Origin of the sequence: Deinococcus metallilatus, assembly GCF_004758605.1 — a bacterium.
Lineage (GTDB): Bacteria > Deinococcota > Deinococci > Deinococcales > Deinococcaceae > Deinococcus > Deinococcus metallilatus.
In genome coordinates, this window is record NZ_CP038512.1 from 64,567 (window position 1) to 85,732 (window position 21,166).

The 21,166-nt window shown below is 66.2% G+C and carries 29 protein-coding genes and 1 pseudogene; 22 read left to right on the forward strand and 8 right to left on the reverse strand.

From position 1 onward, the window contains the following. Positions 1-16 precede the first annotated feature (16 nt). From E5F05_RS06125 to E5F05_RS06140, 4 genes are all read right to left on the reverse strand, one after another. Positions 17-601 carry a hypothetical protein gene (locus tag E5F05_RS06125; protein ID WP_129117747.1) on the reverse strand — a complete coding sequence of 195 codons (585 nt, stop codon included), beginning with the start codon at positions 599-601 and terminating at the stop codon, positions 17-19. Then, positions 598-1,155: a hypothetical protein gene (locus tag E5F05_RS06130; protein WP_129117748.1), complete on the reverse strand. Its 558-nt coding sequence runs from the start codon at positions 1,153-1,155 to the stop codon at positions 598-600. Before E5F05_RS06130 ends, E5F05_RS06125 begins: the two co-directional genes overlap by 4 nt. A 5-nt stretch (positions 1,156-1,160) precedes the next feature. Continuing rightward, positions 1,161-2,093, reverse strand: coding sequence for a hypothetical protein (locus E5F05_RS06135; protein ID WP_129117749.1), 933 nt, complete (start codon positions 2,091-2,093; stop codon positions 1,161-1,163). 117 nt (positions 2,094-2,210) lie between these two features. Then, positions 2,211-2,516, reverse strand: coding sequence for a hypothetical protein (locus tag E5F05_RS06140; protein WP_138223781.1), 306 nt, complete (start codon positions 2,514-2,516; stop codon positions 2,211-2,213). 172 nt (positions 2,517-2,688) lie between these two features. On the opposite strand from E5F05_RS06140, the gene E5F05_RS06145 reads away from it, so the two are divergent. Beyond that, positions 2,689-3,309, forward strand: a complete 621-nt coding sequence (locus tag E5F05_RS06145; RefSeq protein ID WP_129117751.1) for an NUDIX domain-containing protein — start codon at positions 2,689-2,691, stop codon at positions 3,307-3,309. Beyond that, a pseudogene (locus tag E5F05_RS06150) lies at positions 3,306-3,916 on the forward strand (IMPACT family protein). The gene E5F05_RS06145 and the pseudogene E5F05_RS06150 overlap by 4 nt, the downstream one beginning before the upstream one ends. Positions 3,917-3,919: 3 nt before the next feature. On the opposite strand, the gene E5F05_RS06155 reads toward E5F05_RS06150, so the two are convergent. After that, entirely contained in the window at positions 3,920-4,285 is a 366-nt protein-coding gene (locus E5F05_RS06155; RefSeq protein WP_129117752.1) for a hypothetical protein, read from the reverse strand. An 84-nt stretch (positions 4,286-4,369) separates the two neighbouring features. On the opposite strand from E5F05_RS06155, the gene ispF reads away from it, so the two are divergent. Continuing rightward, a complete protein-coding gene (gene ispF, locus E5F05_RS06160) occupies positions 4,370-4,852 on the forward strand; it encodes a 2-C-methyl-D-erythritol 2,4-cyclodiphosphate synthase (RefSeq protein ID WP_129117753.1) in 483 nt (160 codons plus the stop codon). Further along, positions 4,849-5,310, forward strand: a complete 462-nt coding sequence (locus E5F05_RS06165; protein ID WP_129117754.1) for a tRNA (cytidine(34)-2'-O)-methyltransferase — start codon at positions 4,849-4,851, stop codon at positions 5,308-5,310. Before ispF ends, E5F05_RS06165 begins: the two co-directional genes overlap by 4 nt. Before the next feature lie 367 nt (positions 5,311-5,677). On the opposite strand, the gene E5F05_RS06170 is transcribed toward E5F05_RS06165, so the two are convergent. After that, entirely contained in the window at positions 5,678-5,974 is a 297-nt protein-coding gene (locus E5F05_RS06170) for a hypothetical protein (RefSeq protein ID WP_129117755.1), read from the reverse strand. A gap of 108 nt (positions 5,975-6,082) precedes the next feature. Here E5F05_RS06170 and E5F05_RS06175 point away from each other — a divergent pair, with 108 nt between their 5' ends. From E5F05_RS06175 to E5F05_RS06250, 16 genes are all read left to right on the forward strand, one after another. After that, positions 6,083-6,325: a hypothetical protein gene (locus E5F05_RS06175; RefSeq protein ID WP_241687064.1), complete on the forward strand. Its 243-nt coding sequence runs from the start codon at positions 6,083-6,085 to the stop codon at positions 6,323-6,325. Continuing rightward, positions 6,322-6,900: a DUF2087 domain-containing protein gene (locus E5F05_RS06180; RefSeq protein ID WP_164973371.1), complete on the forward strand. Its 579-nt coding sequence runs from the start codon at positions 6,322-6,324 to the stop codon at positions 6,898-6,900. The genes E5F05_RS06175 and E5F05_RS06180 overlap by 4 nt, the downstream gene beginning before the upstream one ends. Before the next feature lie 18 nt (positions 6,901-6,918). Further along, positions 6,919-8,187, forward strand: a complete 1,269-nt coding sequence (locus E5F05_RS06185; RefSeq protein WP_129117757.1) for an aminopeptidase — start codon at positions 6,919-6,921, stop codon at positions 8,185-8,187. Between the two features lie 55 nt (positions 8,188-8,242). After that, positions 8,243-8,830 (forward strand): peptidylprolyl isomerase, encoded by a 588-nt coding sequence (locus E5F05_RS06190; RefSeq protein WP_129117758.1) that lies wholly within the window; start codon positions 8,243-8,245, stop codon positions 8,828-8,830. Positions 8,831-8,855: 25 nt separating this feature from the next. Then, the gene (locus E5F05_RS06195; protein ID WP_129117759.1) at positions 8,856-9,302 is read left to right on the forward strand and encodes a tautomerase family protein; all 447 of its coding nucleotides are present in this window, start codon (positions 8,856-8,858) and stop codon (positions 9,300-9,302) included. A gap of 81 nt (positions 9,303-9,383) precedes the next feature. Then, positions 9,384-9,965, forward strand: a complete 582-nt coding sequence (locus E5F05_RS06200) for a Jag family protein (protein ID WP_129117760.1) — start codon at positions 9,384-9,386, stop codon at positions 9,963-9,965. A gap of 35 nt (positions 9,966-10,000) precedes the next feature. After that, entirely contained in the window at positions 10,001-10,903 is a 903-nt protein-coding gene (gene prmC, locus E5F05_RS06205) for a peptide chain release factor N(5)-glutamine methyltransferase (protein ID WP_129117761.1), read from the forward strand. Positions 10,904-11,168: 265 nt separating this feature from the next. After that, positions 11,169-11,888, forward strand: coding sequence for a phosphoribosylaminoimidazolesuccinocarboxamide synthase (gene purC / locus E5F05_RS06210; RefSeq protein ID WP_129117762.1), 720 nt, complete (start codon positions 11,169-11,171; stop codon positions 11,886-11,888). Between the two features lie 92 nt (positions 11,889-11,980). Further along, a complete protein-coding gene (purS, locus tag E5F05_RS06215) occupies positions 11,981-12,265 on the forward strand; it encodes a phosphoribosylformylglycinamidine synthase subunit PurS (protein WP_129117763.1) in 285 nt (94 codons plus the stop codon). Then, complete coding sequence (gene purQ, locus E5F05_RS06220; protein ID WP_129117764.1) at positions 12,262-12,921, forward strand: phosphoribosylformylglycinamidine synthase subunit PurQ; 660 nt, start codon at positions 12,262-12,264, stop codon at positions 12,919-12,921. Before purS ends, purQ begins: the two co-directional genes overlap by 4 nt. Positions 12,922-12,955: 34 nt before the next feature. Continuing rightward, the gene (locus E5F05_RS06225) at positions 12,956-13,321 is read left to right on the forward strand and encodes a helix-turn-helix domain-containing protein (protein ID WP_129117765.1); all 366 of its coding nucleotides are present in this window, start codon (positions 12,956-12,958) and stop codon (positions 13,319-13,321) included. Beyond that, positions 13,318-13,752 (forward strand): type II toxin-antitoxin system VapC family toxin, encoded by a 435-nt coding sequence (locus tag E5F05_RS06230; protein WP_129117766.1) that lies wholly within the window; start codon positions 13,318-13,320, stop codon positions 13,750-13,752. The genes E5F05_RS06225 and E5F05_RS06230 overlap by 4 nt, the downstream gene beginning before the upstream one ends. Continuing rightward, positions 13,745-14,302, forward strand: coding sequence for a hypothetical protein (locus E5F05_RS06235; protein WP_129117767.1), 558 nt, complete (start codon positions 13,745-13,747; stop codon positions 14,300-14,302). The genes E5F05_RS06230 and E5F05_RS06235 overlap by 8 nt, the downstream gene beginning before the upstream one ends. Then, positions 14,295-16,544 (forward strand): phosphoribosylformylglycinamidine synthase subunit PurL, encoded by a 2,250-nt coding sequence (purL, locus tag E5F05_RS06240; protein WP_129117768.1) that lies wholly within the window; start codon positions 14,295-14,297, stop codon positions 16,542-16,544. The genes E5F05_RS06235 and purL overlap by 8 nt, the downstream gene beginning before the upstream one ends. After that, a complete protein-coding gene (purF, locus tag E5F05_RS06245; RefSeq protein WP_129117769.1) occupies positions 16,541-17,959 on the forward strand; it encodes an amidophosphoribosyltransferase in 1,419 nt (472 codons plus the stop codon). Before purL ends, purF begins: the two co-directional genes overlap by 4 nt. An 86-nt stretch (positions 17,960-18,045) precedes the next feature. Next, positions 18,046-18,282 (forward strand): hypothetical protein, encoded by a 237-nt coding sequence (locus E5F05_RS06250; RefSeq protein ID WP_129117770.1) that lies wholly within the window; start codon positions 18,046-18,048, stop codon positions 18,280-18,282. 132 nt (positions 18,283-18,414) lie between these two features. On the opposite strand, the gene E5F05_RS06255 is transcribed toward E5F05_RS06250, so the two are convergent. Next, positions 18,415-19,989, reverse strand: coding sequence for a DUF262 domain-containing protein (locus E5F05_RS06255; RefSeq protein ID WP_129117771.1), 1,575 nt, complete (start codon positions 19,987-19,989; stop codon positions 18,415-18,417). A gap of 134 nt (positions 19,990-20,123) precedes the next feature. Between E5F05_RS06255 and E5F05_RS06260 the strand changes: the two genes are divergently transcribed. Then, positions 20,124-20,594: a hypothetical protein gene (locus E5F05_RS06260; protein ID WP_129117772.1), complete on the forward strand. Its 471-nt coding sequence runs from the start codon at positions 20,124-20,126 to the stop codon at positions 20,592-20,594. A 67-nt stretch (positions 20,595-20,661) separates the two neighbouring features. Further along, positions 20,662-20,871, forward strand: coding sequence for a YwbE family protein (locus tag E5F05_RS06265; protein ID WP_129117773.1), 210 nt, complete (start codon positions 20,662-20,664; stop codon positions 20,869-20,871). 7 nt (positions 20,872-20,878) lie between these two features. Here the strand turns inward: E5F05_RS06265 and E5F05_RS06270 are convergent, their stop codons facing one another. Then, positions 20,879-21,124, reverse strand: coding sequence for a hypothetical protein (locus tag E5F05_RS06270; protein WP_129117774.1), 246 nt, complete (start codon positions 21,122-21,124; stop codon positions 20,879-20,881). Positions 21,125-21,166 lie beyond the last annotated feature (42 nt).

Consider the following 21,166-nt stretch of genomic DNA (forward strand, 5'->3'; position numbering starts at 1 on the left):
CGGCCTGGCCGCTCCCTCAGCGGCGCGAGAGCAGCACCGCGAGCAGCAGGGTGTTCGAGCCGTCCCCCAGCAGCCCGCCGCCGGGCGAGCTGTCGCCCGGGCCGCCGCCCATCAGCAGCAGGAAGGGCAGCATCGTGCTGAGGGTGTCGCTGGGCTGGGTGACGACCTTGGCGATGGTGCCGTCCGCCCGGGGCACGTCCTCGGTCCTCTGCGAGATCAGCGGCAGCAGCACCGCGAGGGTCTTGGTCTGTTGCAGGTCGCGCCGGATATTGTCGGTGGTCTTCTTGCGGTCCTCGGCCTCCTTGCGCATCGCGGCGGCCAGGCGGTCCTGCTCGGCGGCGACCGAGTTGGTGCGGCTCTCCAGCGTCTTGACGTTGCCCGCCAGCGTGCTGATCTTGCCGTCCAGCGAACGCACGGCGGCCTGGAGTTGCGCCTGGGTCACGGCGTTGGCCGAGGGCCGCGGCTGGAAGCTGCTCTGCGGCGAGGGGGTCCGCAGCGGGGGCTGGCCGCGCTGACGGCCGCGCGGGCGGGCGCGCTCGTCGGACTCGTCGTATTCGAGGTTGTCGAGGAAGCTGTCGATATCTTCGGTGTACAGCGTCATAACGCAGTCCTTTCGGGCGCAGCCGCGCCCCCGGTGGGTGGGGAGCCTTCCCGCTCAGGCAGGGCGGGCACGATCCAGCGCCGGAACGCTTCCGGGTCGGGCCGCAGGAAGCCCGGCCGGCCCCGGCCCCGGCACAGGCGGCACCCGGCGTCCTCGCCCCAGCAGCTCGGGCAGGCCCCCAGCGCGAGCGCGAGTTCGTCGAGCCGGGCCTGGCACGCGGCGAGGTCATCCTCCAGCTCCTCCAGGCGCAGGCGCAGCCGTTCCAGACGCGCGCGGCGCCGCTCCTGCCGCTGGGCCTCCTCAAGTTGCCGGGCTTCTTCCAGGCGGCGGACCTCCTCCAGGCGGGCGCGGGCCTCCAGCCGGTCTTCCTCGTTCTCCTGCACCTCCAGGTCGCGCTCAAGGGTCTGCTCGCGCCGGGCCAGGAACTGCGAGAGCAGGCCCAGCGCCGGGTCCGTCTGCCCCAGTTCCGACTGGGCCAGCCCCGCCAGGGCGTCCTGCACGTTGCCGCCCGCCGCGAGGTGCTGCTGGAGGCCGTCGAGCAGGGGATCACTCATCGCGCTCACGTCCCCCAGGCCAGGTCCGTCTCGTCGGCCTCGAACAGCTCGAACTCGGTGTCCTCGGTGTCGAAATACGCTTCCTCCTCGGCATCCTCCGCGTCGTCGTAGGCTTCCGTCTCCTGCCAGGGGACCGGACGGGCGCGGGGCAGCGGGGGGGCCGCTTGGAGCATCTGGAGCAGCCGCGCGGCGCGCTGGTCGGGCTGGCTGGGGTCCACCACGAACTGGCCCGCGCCGTTCATCAGGTAGGCGGGGGGGCTGTCCAGCGACTCGCCGGAGCCGGAAAAGCTCTCGGCCTCGGCTTCCCGCGCCAGCGCGCCCAGCAGGCCCGCGAAAGCGCTGGCCGGGACCGGGGTGCCGCCCGCGCCGACGGGAATCGCGCGGTTCTGCCCGCCCGCCAGGGCCTGGATCGCCCGCAGCGTCTCGGGCCGTCCCAGCAGGCCCATCAACTGGTTGGCCGCCCCGCCCCCGCGCCCGCCGGGCAGCCCGCCCAGGCCCGCGGCCATGCCGCCCCTTCCGCTGAGTGCCCCGGCGGTGTTCATCACGCCGCCGAGGACGTTGCCCACGTCCCGCGCCGCGCCCCGGCCATGCTGCGAAAGGCCCGAGCCGACGCCGCCCGCGACCGCTCCCGCGAGCGCGCCCCAGGGACCGAGCGCCGAACCCGTCATCGCGCCCTGAAGGGCACCCGACGCGACGCTGCCTGCCACGGGCGCGGCCCGTCCGGCAAACTTGCCGATATCGCTGACCGCGCCTCCCAGCGCGCGGCCCAGCCCGCCGAAGAATTCCTCGTACTCGGCGGGCGAGACGCCCTCCCCGAAGGCGGACTCGAAGGCAGCCTCCAGCGCCGCGTCAGGGAGCCCCGCGAACTCGGGGCTGAGCATTTCACGCATGTTGGGATAGAGCGTGGTCTGCTCATAAGTGGTTTGCACGTAGGTCATGACACCTCCTCGGGGGCCGGAATGACGCCGCCGCCACCCCCGGAGCGCCGGGGTTCAGGGAAAGGCTTCAGGGCGAGGCCCGCACCGGACAGCGTGAAAACAGACCACCTCCTCCTCTCAGGGTCGGCCCCGGCGACCGGCCGTGGCCCGGCCGACCAGCCGCTTCCAGCGGTGCCACCACCGCCAGCTCTGGCCCGGGTCCACCCCGGACCGCTCCAGAAACGCGGCGATCACCTCGGTGATCTCGTCGAGCCGCCGGACCGCTTGGCACTCGCCCCCCGGGACGTGGGTGATCTGGCCCCGCCAGGAGGCACGCTGCCGTCTGCCGCCCGGCGCCGCTCGCTCGAGCCAGACTTTGATGACGAACGACTGGGCGTTGTCGAACATGGGCACCTCGCGGCGGAAAGAAAGGCGAGCGGTCACCTCTGAAGGTAACAAGCCCGCCTCCGGGCCGCGTCTCGGCTCCGTCTCGCCCGCGTCTCTGCGAAAGGCCCTGGCTGCGCTCTGGGCAGTCGGCCGGGTGGGAGAGGGGAGAGCCGGTGCGGGCTTTGGCCTGTTCTGGCCTGTTGCGGCCCGGGCAGGGTAGCCTGACCGCATGACAGGCAAGCCCCAGGAACAGGCGCATGCGGGCCGGGCACATCCCAACTGGGCCGGACTGGTGCCCGGCGGCGTGCAGCCGTGGAAGACGCTGTCGTCGCGGGTGCTGGTGGAGGGCTTCCGGGTGGTGCTGGAAGACCGGGTGCAGACGCCCTCCGGCGCGGAGGTGGTGTACCAGTACCGCCCCAGGGGACCGCGCGCGATGTTCGTCCTGCCCGTGACGGCCGCGGGCGAGGCCGTGCTGATCCGCCAGTACCGCTATCCCCTCCAGGCGACCATCTGGGAGGTCGTGGCGGGCGGCGTGGAGCGGGGCGAGGACCTGTTGACGGCGGCGCAGCGCGAACTGGCCGAGGAGGTGGGAGGCGTGGCCGCCGAGTGGGTGCCGCTTCCCGGTTTCTACCCGCAACCCAGCATCAGCGGGGTGGTCTTTTATTCCCTGCTGGCCCTGGGGGTCACGCTGGGCGAGACAGCCCACGAGGACAGCGAGGTGATCGAGCGCGTGACCCTGCCGCTCGCCGAGGCCTACCGGATGCTGGAGGCGGGCGAGATTCAGGACGGCCCCAGCAGCCTGACCCTCTGGCACGCCCGGCGGCTGCTGGTGGAGCGCGGCCTGTTGTGAGTGATCTCCCCGCCCCCTTCACCACCCTCGCCGCGCCGCACCGCTTTGATGCCGTGACCCTGAACAGCGAGTTCCTGGCCTTCGCGGAGCGGGCCGACACGCCGGAAGACGCCCTCGCCCAGCTCGCCGCCCTGCGGGGCGCTACCCCGACGCCACGCACCACTGCTGGGCCTACCGCATCGGCCCTGCCTACCGCTTCAGCGACGACGGTGAGCCGGGTGGCACGGCGGGGGCGCCGATCCTGCGGGCCATCGAGGGACAGGGCGTAGATCACGTGATGGTCGTGGTGGTGCGCTACTACGGCGGCGTGAAGCTGGGCACCGGCGGGCTGGTGCGGGCGTACGGGGGCGCGGCGGCGGAATGCCTGAGAACTGCGCCGCGTCTGGAAGTCCGGCCCCGCCTCACCCTCAGCGTCAGCGTCCCTTTCGGGCATCTGAGTGCGCTGTATCACCTGCTGGGCACCTTCGATGCGGTGCGGGGCGAGGAGGCGTATACCGCTTCCGGTGTGACCTTGAGCGTGCAGGTCTCCCCCGAGGACGCGGACGCCTTCGCGCAGGCGCTGAGGGACGCGACGCGGGGGGCGGCGGAGGTGGCGCAGGCCACATGACGCTCAGCGGCGCCAGACGAGCAGCATGGTCGGCCACCAGAGCAGCCAGACCAGCAGCAGAACTGTGAACCCGGGACGGGGAAGCCCAGGCTGCTTCAGAAGCGGTAAGCCGATAGCTACGGGCAGCAACACGTGAACGAGCATCAGCAGATACAGCGGCAGGGCCTCGGAACCTGTGTGGAGCGTCACGGGATGCACGTCCAGTAAGGCCGCCCGCCAGAGGTCAGGCGGCGTCAGGGCGTGCCAGCCGAGCAGCAGCAAGGCGCTGGGGGGCAGCAAGGCCAGTCCTGCCCAGTGCAGGCGTTCCTGCCCAGCAGAATGGAGGGCCAGCAGGGAGGCCTGCCACATCACCCACAGATAAACGGCCACAAGGCCACCCGTGACACCCCACTCCAGCCACATCAGCCCTCAGGTTACAAGGCTCCCACCCTGTTTCCCCCCTACACTCCCCCCATGACCCTGCCACTTCGCATCGGTTACGGAGAAGACGCGCACCGCCTCGCGGAAGGGCGGACGCTGGTGCTGGGCGGCGTGCCTATCCCGCACGCCGAGCGCGGCCCCATCGCCCACAGTGACGGGGACGCCGTGCTGCACGCGCTGGCCGACGCGCTGCTGTCGGGCCTGGCGCTGGGAGATATCGGGCAGTATTACCCGGACACCGACTCGGCGCACGCGGGGGTGGACTCGCGGGTAATTCTCGAAGACAGCCTGGCGCTGGTGCGCGAGTGGAAGTACGCCCCGGCGAACGTGGCGCTGGTGGTCACCCTCGACCGCCCCAAGCTGGGGCCGCTGCGGGCCGACATCGCCCGCAATGTGGCGACGCTGCTGGGCCTGGCCGAAACCGAGGTGGGCGTGAGCTTCAAGACCTCCGAGGGCCTCGCGCCGGACCACGTCCAGGTGCGGGTCACGGTGCTGCTCCGGCAGGTGGAGGGGTGAGGGAACCGCTCCTCAACGTCGTCCTCTTCGAGCCGGAGAAGGCGGGGAACGTGGGCAACGTCGCGCGCACCTGCGCCGTGCTGGGCGCGGACCTGCATCTGATCCGCCCCTTCGGCTTCCACCTGCACGACCGCGAGTTCCGCCGGGCGGTGATGGACTACGTGCAGGGCGTGACGCTGTTTGAGCACGCGAACTGGTCAGCCTTCCAGGCAGCCCTGCCCCCCGGCGCGCGAGTCTGGGCCTTCAGCACGCACGCGACCGCGCTGCATACCCGCGCGGGTTTTCAGCGGGGAGACTTCCTGCTGTTCGGCCCGGAATCGCGCGGCCTGCCGGTCTGGCTGCGCGAGGGACTGCCCGCCCTCAAGCTCCCGCAGCCCGGCGGGGGCCGCAGCCTGAACCTGGCGGTGGCGGCGGGTGTGGCTGCGTTCGAGGCAGGGCGGCAGATCGAGGGGTGGTAGGGGGAAGGGGGAGCTTTTAGCGGTCAGCCAAGAGCCGCCAGGTTACGACGGACACGCTTTGACAACGAGAGCGCGTTACCGCTGTTGTTCTCCTTCCCCTGAAACGCCTGATGCGCAATAGAAACTTGCTGTCTCGGATGGGCTTTTTTCCCCCGCCCCCCTTGCGGGGGACTGGCACAGCTCCGCAGGAGAGGGTTGGCGAGGGGGGTGGCGAGCGAAGCTCGGCCTCGTGTCAGACGGGAAAATTGTCCGGCCCGCTAGACCTGTAATGCGCATCAAGCGTCTTGGGGAGGAGGCCGGGTGAGGGTAAGCAGGCCCTGCCTCCCAGACCAAACACTCAACCCGTTTGCGCGCCAGTCCTGACCTTTCAGCGGTCGCGTACCCATTTCCGCCGTCCCCACCACACCAACCACAGCACGCCGCCCACTGCGCCCACGACCGCCCCGACCGGCAGCGTCAGCAGCATCAGCCAGCCCAGCACGCCGAGGGTGTACAGCAGACCCCCCGCGTTCCACCCGGCGATCACGCAGGGGTGAATGCTCCCCTCGTCCAGCGCGCAGCCGTTGGCTGTGGCGACCGCCGAGGCGACCAGCACGCTCAGGAGGGGGCCGAACGTGAAGAGCGCCCACAGGAGGACGGCGAGGAGCGGCCAGAAGCGGCGCATGGCTTAGCGTAATGGGTGGAGGTTCCGCAGCCCTCGCCTTGCAATAGGTCATCCTTTCTACTTCGATCCTTGTCGAATCGAGTTATTCTTGACTCGAAAGGGGTCGAAATGATGCAAGCTCGACCTGAAGCGCCCCAGGTGCGGATGAATGCCGAGTACCGCCGCATCCTCGAAGGTTTGCTGACCAACGCGGAGCGGGATATGCGGCTGGCCCGCGCGGAAGGTGACCGCGCGGCCACGGCCAAAGCCCAGGCCCGGTTGGACACGCTGTGGGCCGCCCTGGAGATTTACGCCGCCAGCCACTTCATCGCGTACGGCGAACGCCCCTGGCCGCGCGAGGTGCAGCCGTGAGTGCCGATCTGAACGCCCGCGCCGCCGTCTTCCGCGCGCTCTCGCACCCGGCGCGGCTCACGCTGCTGCGCCTGATCTGGACCGAACCGCTGCCCGGCGAGACGCTCGCGCGGCTGATGAACCTCGCGCCCGCGACGGTCAGCCACCACCTCGCGGGGCTGGCCGAGGCGGGGCTGACCACCGTGCGCCAGGAGGGCCACCACCGCCTGCACGGGGCAAACCGGGCCGCCCTCGACGTGACGCTGGCCGCCCTGATCCGGGGGGAAGCGAACGCGCCCGCCCCCGAGGACCCCTACCGCGCCCGCGTGCTGCGCGCCTTCCTGAAGGACGGGCGGCTGACCCGGATTCCCGCCCAGCGCAAGAAACGCGACGTGATCCTGGTTGAACTGGCGAACCTCTTCGAGCCGGGCCGCACCTACACCGAACGCGAGGTGAATGACATCCTGGCCGGGTTCCACCCCGACTTCTTCACCCTGCGGCGCGAGCTGGTCGGCCTGGGCCTGCTGGCCCGTGAGAAAGGCGTGTACTGGCGGGTGACGGCCGGGGAAGCGGTCCCAACGCTCCCCTCAAGTTGACGCCGTAGAGTGACGCCTATGACCTCCAACCCTGGGTTTGAAGAGAAGCTGGCACGTTATGCCGAACTGCTTGTCCGGACAGGCGTGAACCTGCCGGAAGGCGGCAAGGTGCAGGTCAACGCGCCCGTCGAGGCGGCGGCGCTGGCCCGGCTGGTGGCGCGCGCGGCCTATCGGGCGGGGGCGACCGATGTGCGAGTGGACTACAACGACCAGCACCTCGCCCTCGCGCTCTACGAGGACGGCACCGACGCGGCGGTGGACTTCCTGCCCGAGTGGGACGCGCAGGAGAGTGAACATCTGGTGACCGACGGCTACGCCTTTATCTCCATCCTGGGAAGTGACCCGGCGCTGCTGGCAGGCGTGAACCCGGACCGGGTCGCGCGGCGCAGCAAGCTCTCCGCACAGATGTCACGGCATGTGCAAAAGGCCATCGGCGGCTTCGAGGTCAACTGGACCGTCGCCGCCATGTCCACCCCCGCCTGGGCACGCCGCGTCTACCCCGACCTGCCGGAAGAGGAGGCCGTGGCCCGCCTGTGGGACGACATTTTCAAAGTCACCCGCGCCGACCTGCCCGACCCGGTGGCCGCCTGGGACGCGCACCTCTCGCGGCTCGAACGCCTCACCGAGTACCTGAACGGCAAGCAGTACGCCGCCATTCATTTCAAATCCGGGCTGGGCACCGACCTCACCGTCGGCCTGGCCGAGAACCACATCTGGCAGGGCGGTGCGGAAACGGCGAAAAATGGGATTCGCGGCGTGCCCAACCTACCCACCGATGAGGTCTTCACCGCCCCACACCGGAACCGCGTGGACGGCGTGGCGGTGGCGAGCAAGCCGCTGAGCCTGCGCGGCCAACTGGTCGAGGGTATCCGCGTGCGCTTCGAGGGCGGGAAGGCGGTCGAGGTCAGCGCCGACCGGGGCGAGGAGACGCTGAAGCAACTGACCCTGACGGACGAGGGCGCCGCCCACCTGGGCGAGGTCGCGCTGGTCCCTGCCTCGGCCCCCGTCGCGCAGACCGGGACCCTGTTCCTGAACACCCTCTTCGACGAGAACGCCGCCTCGCACATCGCCCTGGGCCGCTGCTACCCCACCAATGTGCAGCACGGCGAGAACCCCGAAGCCCTGCGCGCGGCGGGCGGCAACGACAGCCTGATTCACGTGGACTGGATGATCGGCACCCCCGACACCGACGTGGACGGCATCACGCAAGGCGGCCAGCGCGAGGCGCTGATGCGCGGGGGAGAGTGGGTGGTGGGAGAACTTTCAGCGGCCGGGGCCAAAGCTTAAGCCTTCACCGCTGACGGCTGACCGCTGAAAGCTGACCGCTCGCTACAATGCCCCCATGACCTCCTCTGACACCTACCAGCCCGAAGGCTACACGCCGACCCCGGAACTCTCCTCCGAGCGCCAGACCCGCTTCTCGCAGGCTCCCGAACTGGGCGAGGGCATCGAACCGGGCAAGGCTTACCGCGCGGTGTTCGAGACCAGCAAGGGCCGCATCGTGCTGGACCTCTTCCCGGACGAGGCGCCCGTCACCGTCAATTCGTTCGCGTACCTGCTGCGCCACCACTACTACGACGGCATCAAGTTCCACCGCGTGATCGACGGCTTCATGGCGCAGGGCGGCGACCCCACCGGCACCGGCGCGGGCGGCCCCGGCTACGACTTCGAGGACGAGTTCAGCCCCGACCTCCGCCACGACCGCAAGGGCACGCTGAGCATGGCGAACCGCGGCCCCGGCACCAACGGCTCGCAGTTCTTCATCACCTTCGGCCCGACCCCGCACCTCGACGGGCGGCACACCGTCTTCGGGCGCGTGGTGGAAGGCCTGGACGTGCTGGACCGCCTGACGCGCATCCAGCCCGGGATGCCCGGCACGCCGGACGTGATCGAGCGGGCGTATCTGGTGGAAAAGGACGCGGAAGGCTGAGCGGGCGGGCCGCCTACACTGCCTCATGCCGTACCTGCGCGTCACCTGCCCGGCCCTGACCGCCGACCAGCGCCGCCTGATCGCCCGCCGCCTGACGGATGAGGTGGAGGCGCTGTTCTATCACCCGCGCGGCGGCCCTTCACGGGAGGAACTGCGCGAGCATACGACGGTGCAGTTCGTCCCTTACGGTGAGGCTGACCTGTTTATCGGGGGCCGCACGCCGGACGAGCGGGGCACGCCGGACGTGACGGTGGAACTCTCCGACTGGTCCATGAGCGTGCGGCAGCAGCGGCGGGTGGCGGCGCGGCTCACGCCGGTCCTGGCCTCCCTGTTCGGGGTGCCGCAGAACCGGTTGGACAGCGTCAATCTGCGCTTCCACCCGTACCCGCCGCGCGACTTCGCCGTGGGGGGCCGCCTGCTGAGTGACCAGGTCCCGCGCGTCGGGCAGGTGCTGAAGAAGCTGCTGGGGTAGCGCCTGGAGGCGGGGCCTTCTGCCTGCGGCTTCCTGCCCACTGTGGGAGTGCCGTGAGAGCCGCCGCGCTACACTGCCGCTATGGACAACCGCACGAACCTCGACGACTATCTCGCGGGGCTGGGGATCAGTGACGCGGACGAGAGCGCGCCGCCGCCCGCGCCGGAGGTCGCCGCGCCCGCCTCCTCTGCCCTGGAGGCCGCGCACGAGGACCCCCGCGCGGTGCTGGAACGCTTCCTGCGGGGCCTGACCTCCCGCATCGACCCCTCGCTCACCGTCAGCGTGCGGGGGGGCGAGGACGCGCTGGAGGCCGAGATCGGCGGGGAGAACGCCGGGCGGCTGGCCGGACGCGACGGGCGCACGCTGGCGGCCATCGAGGTGCTGGCCTACACGGTGCTGGCCAAGCAGGCGGGCCGCAGCGACCTGCGTGTGCGGGTGGACGTGGGCGGCTACCGCAAGCGGCAGGCCGACCAACTGACCCGCCTGGCCGAGCGCCTGGCCGTGCAGGTCGCCAAGAGCGGCGAGGCCCACGAACTCCAGCCCATGCCCGCCGCCGACCGCCGCGTGATCCACATCGCGCTCAAGGAACACCCCGACGTGACCACCGAGTCGGTCGGGGAGGGGTCGGCGCGTCGGCTGATCATCAAGCCGCGTCACGGCTAGAGGGCCAGCCGCCCCGGCTCCGGCACCTTCTCCATATGGGCGAGAGCCTGCCTCCCCCCACCCTCCGCGCCTGGCTGCACGAGGCCACGCGCCTGCTGCGCGAGGCGGGCGTCCCCTCGCCCGAGGCGGACGCGCGGGCGCTGGTGCTGCACGCCCTGAACCTCGGCGGCGCGGCGCTGCTCACGCGCGGTTCAGAGCCGGTGCCGGAGGCGGACGCGGCCCAGCTGGCGGACCTGCTGCGGCGGCGGGCAGCCCGGATTCCCCTCCAGCACCTGCTGGGCGAGGTGGAGTGGGGCGGCGTGCGCCTGCGAACGGACCGGCGGGCGCTGGTGCCCCGGCCCGAGACGGAATGGCTGCTGCACCTCGCGCTGGAAACGCTCGGGACCGTGTCCGCGCCGCGTGTGCTGGACGTGGGCACCGGTACGGGCGCCCTCGCGCTGGGGCTGAAGGCGGCCCGTCCGGAGGCCAGCGTCAGCGCCAGCGACCTCAGCCCGGAGGCGCTGACGCTGGCGCGGGAAAATGCCGGGCTGAACGGCCTGGAGGTGGCCTTCGTGGAAGGCAGCCTGCTGGCGGGCCTCTCCGGTCCCTTCGACCTGATCGTGAGCAATCCGCCCTACCTGCCCGAGACAGACCGCGAACAGGCCGACCCGGAAGTCCGCTTCGATCCCACTCTCGCCCTGTATGCGGGACCGGACGGGCTGGAGGTGGCGCGGCCCCTGGCGGCGGAGGCCGTGGCGGCCCTCGTGCCGGGCGGCGTGCTGCTGCTGGAACTCGATCCACGCAACGCGGCCCCATTTGCCGCCGAACTCCGGGAACAGGGCTGGCAGGCCGAGGTTCTCCCCGACCTCGCGGGACGGGTGCGGTTTGTGCGGGCGGGAAGGCGTGAGGCGTTAGGGAAAAGAGCAGGGGACGCGCCTTTTCTAAGCCCTCAAACCTAGTTCCTGACCCCTTCCCCGCACGGCCTCACCTTGCCGGGCTTCATGCGGTGTTAAGGTGACCTACGGCAATCCTCTACCCGGTTCGGGCAGGTTGCACAGCTCCTCACCCCTTCCACCCGCGTCCCGCGAGACGCCCCGTGCCCCGCACGGTAAGCCCGCCCGAGAGGCGGCGATGGAGGCCCGCCCATGAACAGCCACGCGCAATCCACGAGCGTCCGCCCGCAGCCCATGCCGGGGACGCTCGCCCTACTTTGGGAGTCCTGGCATGAAGCTTGAGCAACGGTACGAAGGCAAGGCGAAAAAGGTCTACGCGACCGAGAACCCCCTGGAATACGTGGTGGAGTACAAAGACGACGCCACCGCCTTCAACGGCGTGAAGCGCGCCCAGATTCAGGGCAAGGGCGAGATCAACAACGCGATCACCGCCCACCTCTTCCCCCTGCTGGAACGGGCAGGCGTGCCCACCCACTTCCTCGAAAAGCTCAGCGACCGCGAACAGCGCGTGCGTGCGGTCACGATCATTCCCGTCGAGGTGATCGTGCGGAATGTCGCGGCGGGGAGCTTTGCCAAGAGGCTCGGTCTGGAGGAAGGCACGCCCCTGGCCCGCCCCGTCGTCGAATACTGCTACAAGAGTGACGCGCTGGGCGATCCCCTGATCAACAGCGATACCGCCGTCGCCCTCGGCTGGGCCAGCGAGGCCGACCTGAAGCGCATCCGCGAACTCGCGCTGAAGGTGCGGGATTTCCTGGTGCCCTACTTCGAGCAGCGCGGCATCCGCCTGGTGGACTTCAAGCTGGAATTCGGCCGGACGCCGGACGGAACCATCGTCCTGGCCGACGAGATCAGCCCCGACACCTGCCGCTTCTGGGACGCCGAGACGAACGAGAAGCTCGACAAGGACCGCTTCCGCCGCGACCTGGGCGGGGTGGAGGACGCCTATGCGGAAATGCTGCGGCGCGTGACGGGGGAAGGGGTCAGGGATTAGGTTTGAGGGCTTAGGAACAGCCCCAACCTCACTTTCCCCCCTTCCTGCTTTTCCTGACTCCTAACGACTAACCCCTAATCCCTGAGGTTTCCATGCCCACCTACCACGCCAAAGTCTTCGTCACCCTCAAGCCTTCCATCCTCGATCCGCAGGGGCGCACCGTCGAGCGGGCGCTGTCGCACCTGGATTACGCGAACGTGTCGGGCGTGCGCGTCGGCAAGTACATCGAACTCACGCTGAGCGGCGAGCGGGCGGAAGTGGAAAGCCAACTGGCCGACATCGTGGAGAACGTGCTGAGCAATCCCATCATGGAAAACGCGCGCTGGGAGCTGGAAGCTGTGCCTATGCAGGAAGGGCGCGAGGTGGCGGGCGCGTGAAGACCGCCGTGATTCAATTCCCCGGCTCCAACTGCGACGCCGACGCGCTGCACGCCGCGCGACTGACGCTGGACCCGGAGGCGCAGTTCGTGTGGCACACCGAGGCGGGCCTGCCAGAAGGCACCGAGCTGGCGTTCCTGCCGGGTGGCTTTTCCTACGGCGACCACCTCCGCTCCGGCGCGATTGCCGCCCGCAGCCCGATCATGGCCGCCGTGAAGGAACATGCCGAGCGCGGCGGGTACGTGCTGGGCGTGTGCAACGGCTTTCAGGTGCTGACCGAGGCGGGACTCCTGCCCGGTGCCCTCTCGCGCAACCGTGACCTGCACTTTCACTGCGCGCCGGTCCACTTGCGCGTGGAGAACCACCAGACTGCCTTCACGGGCGCGTACGAGGCGAATCAGGTCATCGAAATCCCCATCGCCCACGGTGAGGGCAACTACTACGCCGACCCCGAAACGATTGCCCGCCTGGAGGCCGAGGGCCGCGTGGTCTTCCGCTACGTGGACAATCCCAACGGCTCCCTCAACGACATCGCCGGAATCATCAACGAGGACGGCAACGTGCTGGGCATGATGCCGCACCCCGAGCGGGCGGTGGAGTTGCTGCTGGGGAGCGCGGACGGGCTGGGGATGTTCGAGAGCCTGAAAGCGAAGTAACACTTAACTCTTCGTACTACAGTAAGATGACAGTATGACGCTACGCCTCAACCTGGGACGTTACCTGCAAGAACATGACATCTCCGCGTACCGGCTGGTGCAGGAGGTGAAAGGCCGCGTTGCGCCCAACACGGTCTACAGCCTGGCCCGCAAGCCTGTGCAGCGCATCGACCTGGATACCGTCGCCAAGATTTTGCAGGCGCTGGGGCGCGTCAGGGGTGAGAAAGTCGCCATCACGGAGATGCTGGAGGACGTGCCTGACGCGCCCCAGACGGCAATACCGCCCGTCTACGATGCCAGCAACCGCAAGGTGTTCAAGTACAACGGCTACCGTGCCAAAGTCGCCCCCGGCCCCTCGGCTCAGGAGATTCTGGATGACCTGCGGGGACATGTGGAATGACCACGCTGTATCTGGATTCCAACGCCTTCGTCAAGCTGTTCACGGACGAAAACCTGGGTGAAGCCGCACAAGTCGAAGCTGCCCTTGAGAAAAGCAGCGACCTCGCCAGCAGCGCCATCACTTACGCAGAGGTCTGCGGTGTCTTTGCCCGTCAGCTTCAGCAGGGGCGCATGAGCGAGGAGGTGTACTGGACGACCCGGCAAGCCTTTGAAGACAACTGGGAGCAGGTCAATGTCGTTGAAGTCTCTGCCACCGTCTCCAAAATCGCCGCTGACGTCCTGAAGGCTCAACAGGGCCTCCGCGCGATGGACGCCCTCCACCTCGCCTCGGGCCTCGCCTTGCGCGGAAGCACCGAAATCAAGTTCCTGACCTTTGACGTGAGGCTGCAAGACGCTGCCGGGAAGCTGATGCCGGAGCAGCATAATGAATGAGGCTGAGGCTCGAATGTTGCTTTCAACAGACGCCGGAATGTGGGCCGTCTGGGATAGGCAAACCTTCCAACACATCACGGGCTACGAGGAGTGGGAGGATGAGCTTGGCGAGGACAAGGATATTCTTCGTCATATTGCTTCGGGAGCCTTCGTGCCGATTTATATCCGCGCCGACGGCGCTGCCGAATTCACACTACGAGTTTCCAGAAACCCCAGCCTGACCGACAGGGAGCAGAAGTATCTCTTCTTGAAATCAGATTCGTATCTTTTGGAGACAGAAGACTCATGCGCTCTCAGTGCTATAGAAGAAATTGGACATGAACCGGAGCGTGCTATCCGATTCAAGCTTCCGCCGGGAATCTACACCGTCCGGGTACACATGTTGGATTGGAACGCCGAGTGCAAAGATCAAGGCATGGACCCAAGCAGCGGCGTTACTTTGCCCGATTACGTGATTCTCATATCTCCTGCAACGGAGAGGACGGGCTATCGCCAAAAGCTAGACACCTTTGAGCCACCACGAGGCTCTTCTGAGGCTGACAATGACTAACGTTACCCCCCCTCAATCCCTTCGCCCCCAGGCCGCCACCTTCGGCCTGACCACCGAGGAATACGACCTCCTCATCGAAGGCATCGGGCGCGAGCCGAACGCGCTGGAGGCCGCCATCGTCGGCGCGATGTGGTCCGAGCACTGCGGGTACAAGAACTCGCGGCCCCTCTTCCGCGCCTTTCCCACGACCGGGCCCCAGGTGCTGCAAGGCCCCGGCGAAAACGCGGGCGTCGTGGATATCGGGGAAGGCTGGGGCGTGGCCTTTAAGATGGAGAGCCACAACCACCCCTCGGCGGTGGAACCCGTGCAGGGCGCGGCGACCGGCGTGGGCGGCATCCTGCGCGACATCTTCGCAATGGGCGCGCGGCCCTTCGCCGTGCTGGACTCCCTGCGCTTCGGCAACCCCGACAGCCCCCGCACCCGCTTCCTGCTGAACGGCGTGGTGGAGGGCATCTCTCACTATGGGAACGCGATTGGCGTGCCGACCGTGGGCGGCGAGGTGACCTTCCACCCCTCCTATCAGGAAAATCCGCTGGTGAACGTGATGGCCCTGGGCCTGCTGCGCCACGAGGATCTGGCGAAGGGGACGATGGGCGCGGTGGGCAACCAGATTGTCTACGTTGGCTCCAAGACCGGGCGCGACGGGCTGGGGGGCGCGGTGTTCTCGTCCGCCGACCTCAGCGCGGCCAGTCAGGCGGACCGCCCCGCCGTACAGGTGGGCGACCCCTTCATGGAAAAACTGCTGCTGGAGGCCACATTGGAGGCCATCCAGGCGGGCCTGGTCGCGGGCGTGCAGGACATGGGCGCGGCGGGCCTGGTGTCCAGCACGTGCGAGATGGCCTACCGCGCGGGCTTGGGCATCACGATGGACCTCGACCTCGTGCCCACCCGTGAGAGCGGTATGGTGCCGATGGAACTGTGCCTCAGCGAGTCGCAGGAGCGGATGATCCTGGTGCCGGTGCCCGGGCGCGAGCAGGAACTGCTGGACCTCCTCGCCAAGTGGGAACTGGACGTGGTGACCATCGGGGAGGTGGAGGCGCATGACCGCTACCGCCTGACGTGGAAGGGCGAGGTGGTGTGCGACCTGCCCGTCGCCCTGCTGAACGAGGCCCCCAAGTACACCCGCGAGGGCGTGGAATCTGAGGAAATCAAGGCCAGGCGCGAGCGTGACCTCAGCGGCGTGCCCGTCCCCGGCGACCTGGGCGCGGTGCTGGTGGACCTGCTCTCGCACCCCACGATTGCCAGTAAACGCCCGATCTTCGAGCGGTACGACTATCAGGTGATGACGAACACGGTGCTGGTGCCGGGCGCTGCCGACGCCGCCGTGCTGCGTGTGAAGGGCAGCCGGATGGGCGTGGCCGCGACCTCCGACTGCAACCCGCGCTTCGTGTACCTCGATCCCTACAAGGGAGCCGCCGCCGCCGTCGCGGAAGCTGCCCGCAACCTCGCCTGCGTGGGCGCGACGCCGCTCGCCATCACCGACAACCTCAACTTCGGGAACCCACACAACCCCGAGGTGTACTTTCAGCTTCAGCAGGCGGTGCAGGGCATCGCGGACGCCTGCCGCGCACTGAATACGCCCGTCACGGGCGGCAACGTGAGCCTCTACAACCAGTACACCGAGGGGGATCACAAGGTCGCCATTCACCCCACACCCACCATCGGCATGGTCGGCGTCCTGCCTGACGTGACGCAGCGCGCCACCATGAACCTGAAGGCCGGGCCGCAGACCCTCTACCTGCTGGGCCGCCACGCGACCACCATCGGCGCCTCGCAGTACCTCGAAACCGTGCACGGGCTGGAGGCGGGGCAGGTTCCGGACCTCGACTTGGAGCTGGAAAAGCGCGTGATCAAGGGCACCCTCGCCCTGATTCGTGCCGGGTTGACGACCACCGCACACGACTGCTCGGAAGGCGGGCTGGCGGTGGCGCTGGCCGAGATGGCGATTGCGGGCGGGCAGGGGCTGAAGGTCGAACTGAAGGCCCCGGAAGGCGCGCGCCCCGATGCCGTGCTGTTCGGGGAAGCGCACAGCCGCGTGATCGTGGCGATTCCGCTGGGCCACGAGCAGGCGGCGCAGGAGGTGCTGGATGGCCTGGGGGTCCCCTATACGGCGCTGGGCGAGAGCGGTGTGGGCAGTGACCGCGTCACCATTTCGGTCACGGGGGCAAACGTACAGTTGAGCGTGAACCTTGAGACGCTGAGAACGGCCTTTGAGACGCCGCTGCGGGAGATTCTGGCGTGATCTTCGATCCTGCCACCGACAAGCCGCAGGACGAATGCGGCGTGTTCGGCCTCTACTCGCCCCAGCCGAACGATCTCGCCTGGCTCACGTACCTGGGCCTCTTTGCCCTCCAGCACCGCGGGCAGGAGGCGGCGGGTATGTGCGTCAGCGACGGCGAGAAGTTCCACGTGGACAAGGACCTGGGGCTGGTGACGCAGGTCTTCGACGAGCGGCGGCTGGACGGCCTGCGCCTGCCCAATGCCCACGTGAGCATCGGCCACGTGCGCTACTCCACCACCGGCTCGAATCTGCGCTTCAACGCCCAGCCCCTCACCACCCGCACCAACAAGGGCATCCTGGGCCTGGCGCACAACGGCAACTTCGTGAACGCCCGCGAGGTCCGCAGCGCGATGCTGATGGAAGGTGCCCTCTTCCAGACCACCAACGACTCGGAAGTGATGCTGAACCTGATCGCCCGCGAGTCGCACATGGACCTGATCGAGGCGACGGCGGGCGCGATGAAGCAGCTCAAGGGCGGCTACGCCTGCGTGCTGATGAGTCGCCACACGCTGCTGGGCTTCCGCGACCCGCACGGTGTCCGGCCGCTGGTGATCGGGCAGCGGGAGGACGGCGCGTGGGTGCTGGCCTCCGAACCCTGCGCCCTGTACGCAGTCGGCGCGAAACTCATCCGCGACGTGCAGCCCGGCGAACTGGTGTGGTTCGACAGAGGCGGCCTGCACTCCCTGTTGGTCGAACCCAGGCGGCCCACGCCCTGTTCCTTCGAGTGGATTTATTTTGCCCGCAGCGACGGCGAACTCGACGGTGTGGACATCCACGCCAGCCGCATCCGCATGGGCGAACAGCTCGCCCGCGAGAAGCCGGTGGAGGCCGACATCGTGGTGCCCGTCCCCGACAGCGGCATCGGCGCGGCCATCGGGTACGCCCGTGAGAGCGGCATTCCCTTCGACTACGGCCTCTACAAGAACCCCTACGCGGGCCGCACCTTCATCGCCCCCACCCAGGAAGCGCGCGAGCTGAAGGTGAAGATGAAGCTCTCGCCCACCAGCGCCGTGCGGGGCAAGCGCGTCATTCTGGTGGACGACTCCATCGTGCGCGGCACCACCAGCCGCCAGATCGTGAACCTGCTGCGCGAGGCGGGCGCGAGGGAAGTCCACTTCCGCGTCTCCAGCCCGCCTATCACCCACCCGTGCTTCTACGGCATCGACACCGCCGCCCGCAAGGAACTGGTCGCCAGCACGCACAGCGTCGAGGAAATCCGGGAGCTGATCGGTGCCGACACCCTCGCTTTCATCAGCGAACCAGGGCTGAGGCAGGCCATCGGCGGCCAGGGCCTGTGCGGCGCGTGCTTCACGGGGGAATATCCGGCGGGGACGCCGCTGCTAAATGATGTGGACAAGCTGGCGTTGGAGGTTTGAGCAAGCGGGAAACTTACGAGTGTGTACACTGCCCTTTAGGACAGGGGCAGTGTTTTCTATTCGGCGGGAAGGACCGGGGGAAACGGATGGCCCGCGACTACGACCACATGCCCATCATAAACTCCCTTGCCGAGATTCCCGAATTCGCCACCGAAGAGGAATACATCGAGTTCTGGCAGACGCACAGCATCGGCCCTGGCATGATCGAGGAAGGCAAGAACGACCCTGAATTGCAGGCCCTCGCCGCACGCCTCCGCCACAAAAAGCCCCGGCAGCCGCGCCAGCCCAAAGCCACCCACCCACATCGCCACCCTGCGCCTTGACGAGGACATGGAAAAGCGGCTCAAGCATGTCGCCGCCTTGAAGAAGGTGCCCTATCAGACCCTCCTCAAGCAGTTCGTAGCCGAGCGGCTGTACGAGGAGGAGAAGTGGTTGGGGGTGGTGTAGTTAGGTTTTTAATAGCCTCTCTCCATAAGTAACACCGCTTGCCCCTTTAACAGAAGCGCCCTCTTGTTAACAAATTCATCATAGTTATCATTAATGAAATCGCTTGGTATCATAGCCCTCGACAAAATCTCATCTGCCTGATCTGGCATCAAAGACCTGTATTGACTAGGTGGGCGAGAGGATATTTGGTTGTTATCAGAGCGACTCAGAAAGGTAAGATTGGCCAGAGTGTTTGAACCGTATTTTGTGGCCTTTTCTTTGAGATATTTTTGTGGGAAGATATGATGAAATTCATTACGATTATATTCTTTCAAAACCTTAGCGAGACTTACTTCATTACCAGATATAAAACTTAACGGCTTCTTATTTGCCAACATTAGAATTAGCGTCTTGGAGGCAATAGTGTTAATTCTAAATTCCTGGGAAGTGAAGTACTCCACTGTTATTTCATGTGGAAAGTCTCCTAGCTTGTGGTCTTTTCCATTTTTTAAGTTTATTATTTGACCTATGTCTTCCTGAAGACTAGCAACGGGCTGGCTATTGTATCTCCGCGTAAACGATACCCTCCAAAACCATTTAAGTATGTCATGTTTCTGTTCTGCTGTGTATCTTAATTGCCCTTTAGGAGCATGGGAGAAAAACACAGTTAGCGGTATAAGGATGTTTGGTGAGGGCAGGTTCTGCAAGGAGTAAACAGATAAATTCATTCTAAGAAAGTCTACTGCACCTTTCACACCTGTAGCGATTTCGTCAAATCTAGATCTCACTTCCCCACCGTTAAGCTTGATGAGATCATTAACATTAACACTCCTAGTTAGAACGGCAGAGATACATCTCATCAGGAGATTTGTATCTTGCCCCACGTCTTCAAAGCCGAAGGGCTTTAGATCGTCAGCCAAGTCTATAAACTTTCTCTGTAAATCAAAGTCTTCACTCCAGGTCCAAGCGGATAGTAGCTGTAGAGTATCTAATTCAACGCCCTTTTGATTTACCCTCTCAAATACAATGGCAACGGTGGCCCTATCCTCGGTTTCAATTAACTGTACAGGTACCCTAGCCTCCTTAAATACGGCCTGCATAGCATCAATTTTATTTGCGACATCATCGGGCAGATCACGAGTGGCTCGCCTGTAAGCCGTAGTATCAAAAAGATTTCTTAGTAGAAAATGCCGTTGAGGATCAAATTCGCTAGGCTTTAATGCCGTAAATTGAGACTCCTGGGCGTCAGGATTAGCAGTATAATCGTAATATATCTGCATCCAATCCTCATCTTCCTGCTGAGCTAAGTCTGTTTGAAAAACACCAAATATTGAGGTAATCCTTTGCTGACCATCTAGTATGTAATCAAGTGGATAGTCTGGCTCAAGAGGGGGAAGGTCAAAAGGTCCTAGCCTTCTTTCATATTTCAGGCTCTCCTTAGTTCTCCATAATAATATGGAACCAAAAGGATACCTCTTGTAGATGCTGTCCATTAGATATGCAACTCTATTTGAATCCCAAACAAAACCCCGCTGGAAGGCAGGCACTCTCAGTTGTCCATTCAGGATCTTTTCTATGATTTGCCTGATGGTAAGCTCGTTCATTTCAATTCTCCCCATGCATAGTAGGACTGTAGCACCAGAGTTAAGAAGATTCCCCAACGTGAACTTTGTTCCCGGTAATCGTTCTACAATACCATAGAACTATATAATTTCAACCTATAACTGGAGGATTAGACATGGTAAACAAAAATTCCACCCCCGACCTCCGCCACGCCCTCGCCCGAGTCCACCCGCCTCCCAACGCCCGCCTCTCCTGCATCTGGGCGGCAGAGTCCCAGCCCGACGGGTGGGAGGACGTACCGCCCGGCGTGCGGGCGTGGTGGCTCTCCCTGGCCCAGGAGTTGCTGAGCGGACCAGGCTGGGGGCGCGTAGTGCTGGTGCAGGACGTGGGACGGCGGTGGTTCCGAATGCGGTACGACGTGCGGGAGGCGACGCCTGAGCGGGTGCTGGCAGCGGTGGAGGAGCAACACGGGGCACCTTCCTCCAGCGGGTCATTCACGCTGGCGTGGGGTGCGGCTGTCGAGCGCGGGCGCGTGAGCTGCCGGGGCGCGGCGTTCAGTGTGGGCGATCAGTTGGGAGTGTGCCTGTACGCGGTGCCCACCGATCTAGAGCGGCTGGGAGCATGGGTGCCCGACGGATGGTCATAGAAGTTGATGGTGAAGGAGGGCAAAGCAGCCTCAACCTTCTCTCCCCTATCCTTCCTATCCTCCCTCCATGACGCCCCCACCCCGTTCCGCCATCCGCCCTGGCCTCACCGTCGATATCGTGCAGAAGCAGGACCAGCCCACCGGCAAGCTCACGCGCGGCGTGGTCGCGCAACTGCTCACGCGCTCGCCCACGCATCCGCACGGCATCAAGGTGCGGCTGACGAGTGGGCAGGTGGGGCGGGTGCAGGCGGTCGTGGGCCAAGACGCGGCGGGCTGAAAGCTTCTCAGGGGTGAGGTGTGCGCCGCCCCCACCCCAGGCTCAGGCCCAGACCGCTCAGGAAGCCCCCGGCGAGCGTGAGGCCAGTCATCAGCAGGATACTGTTGGTGGGGCTGGGGGAGTCCTTGCTGCGGTTGGCGTTGGCGACGGCGTGGAGCTGGTTGATGTCGATCACGTTCTTGACCAGCAAAAAGGCCGCGATCAGGACGATCACGACACCCAGAAGCAGCGCGGCCCGCGAGAGGACTTGCATGGATCCAGCATACGGGCGGGCCGGGAGGGGGAGTTTTCCCGT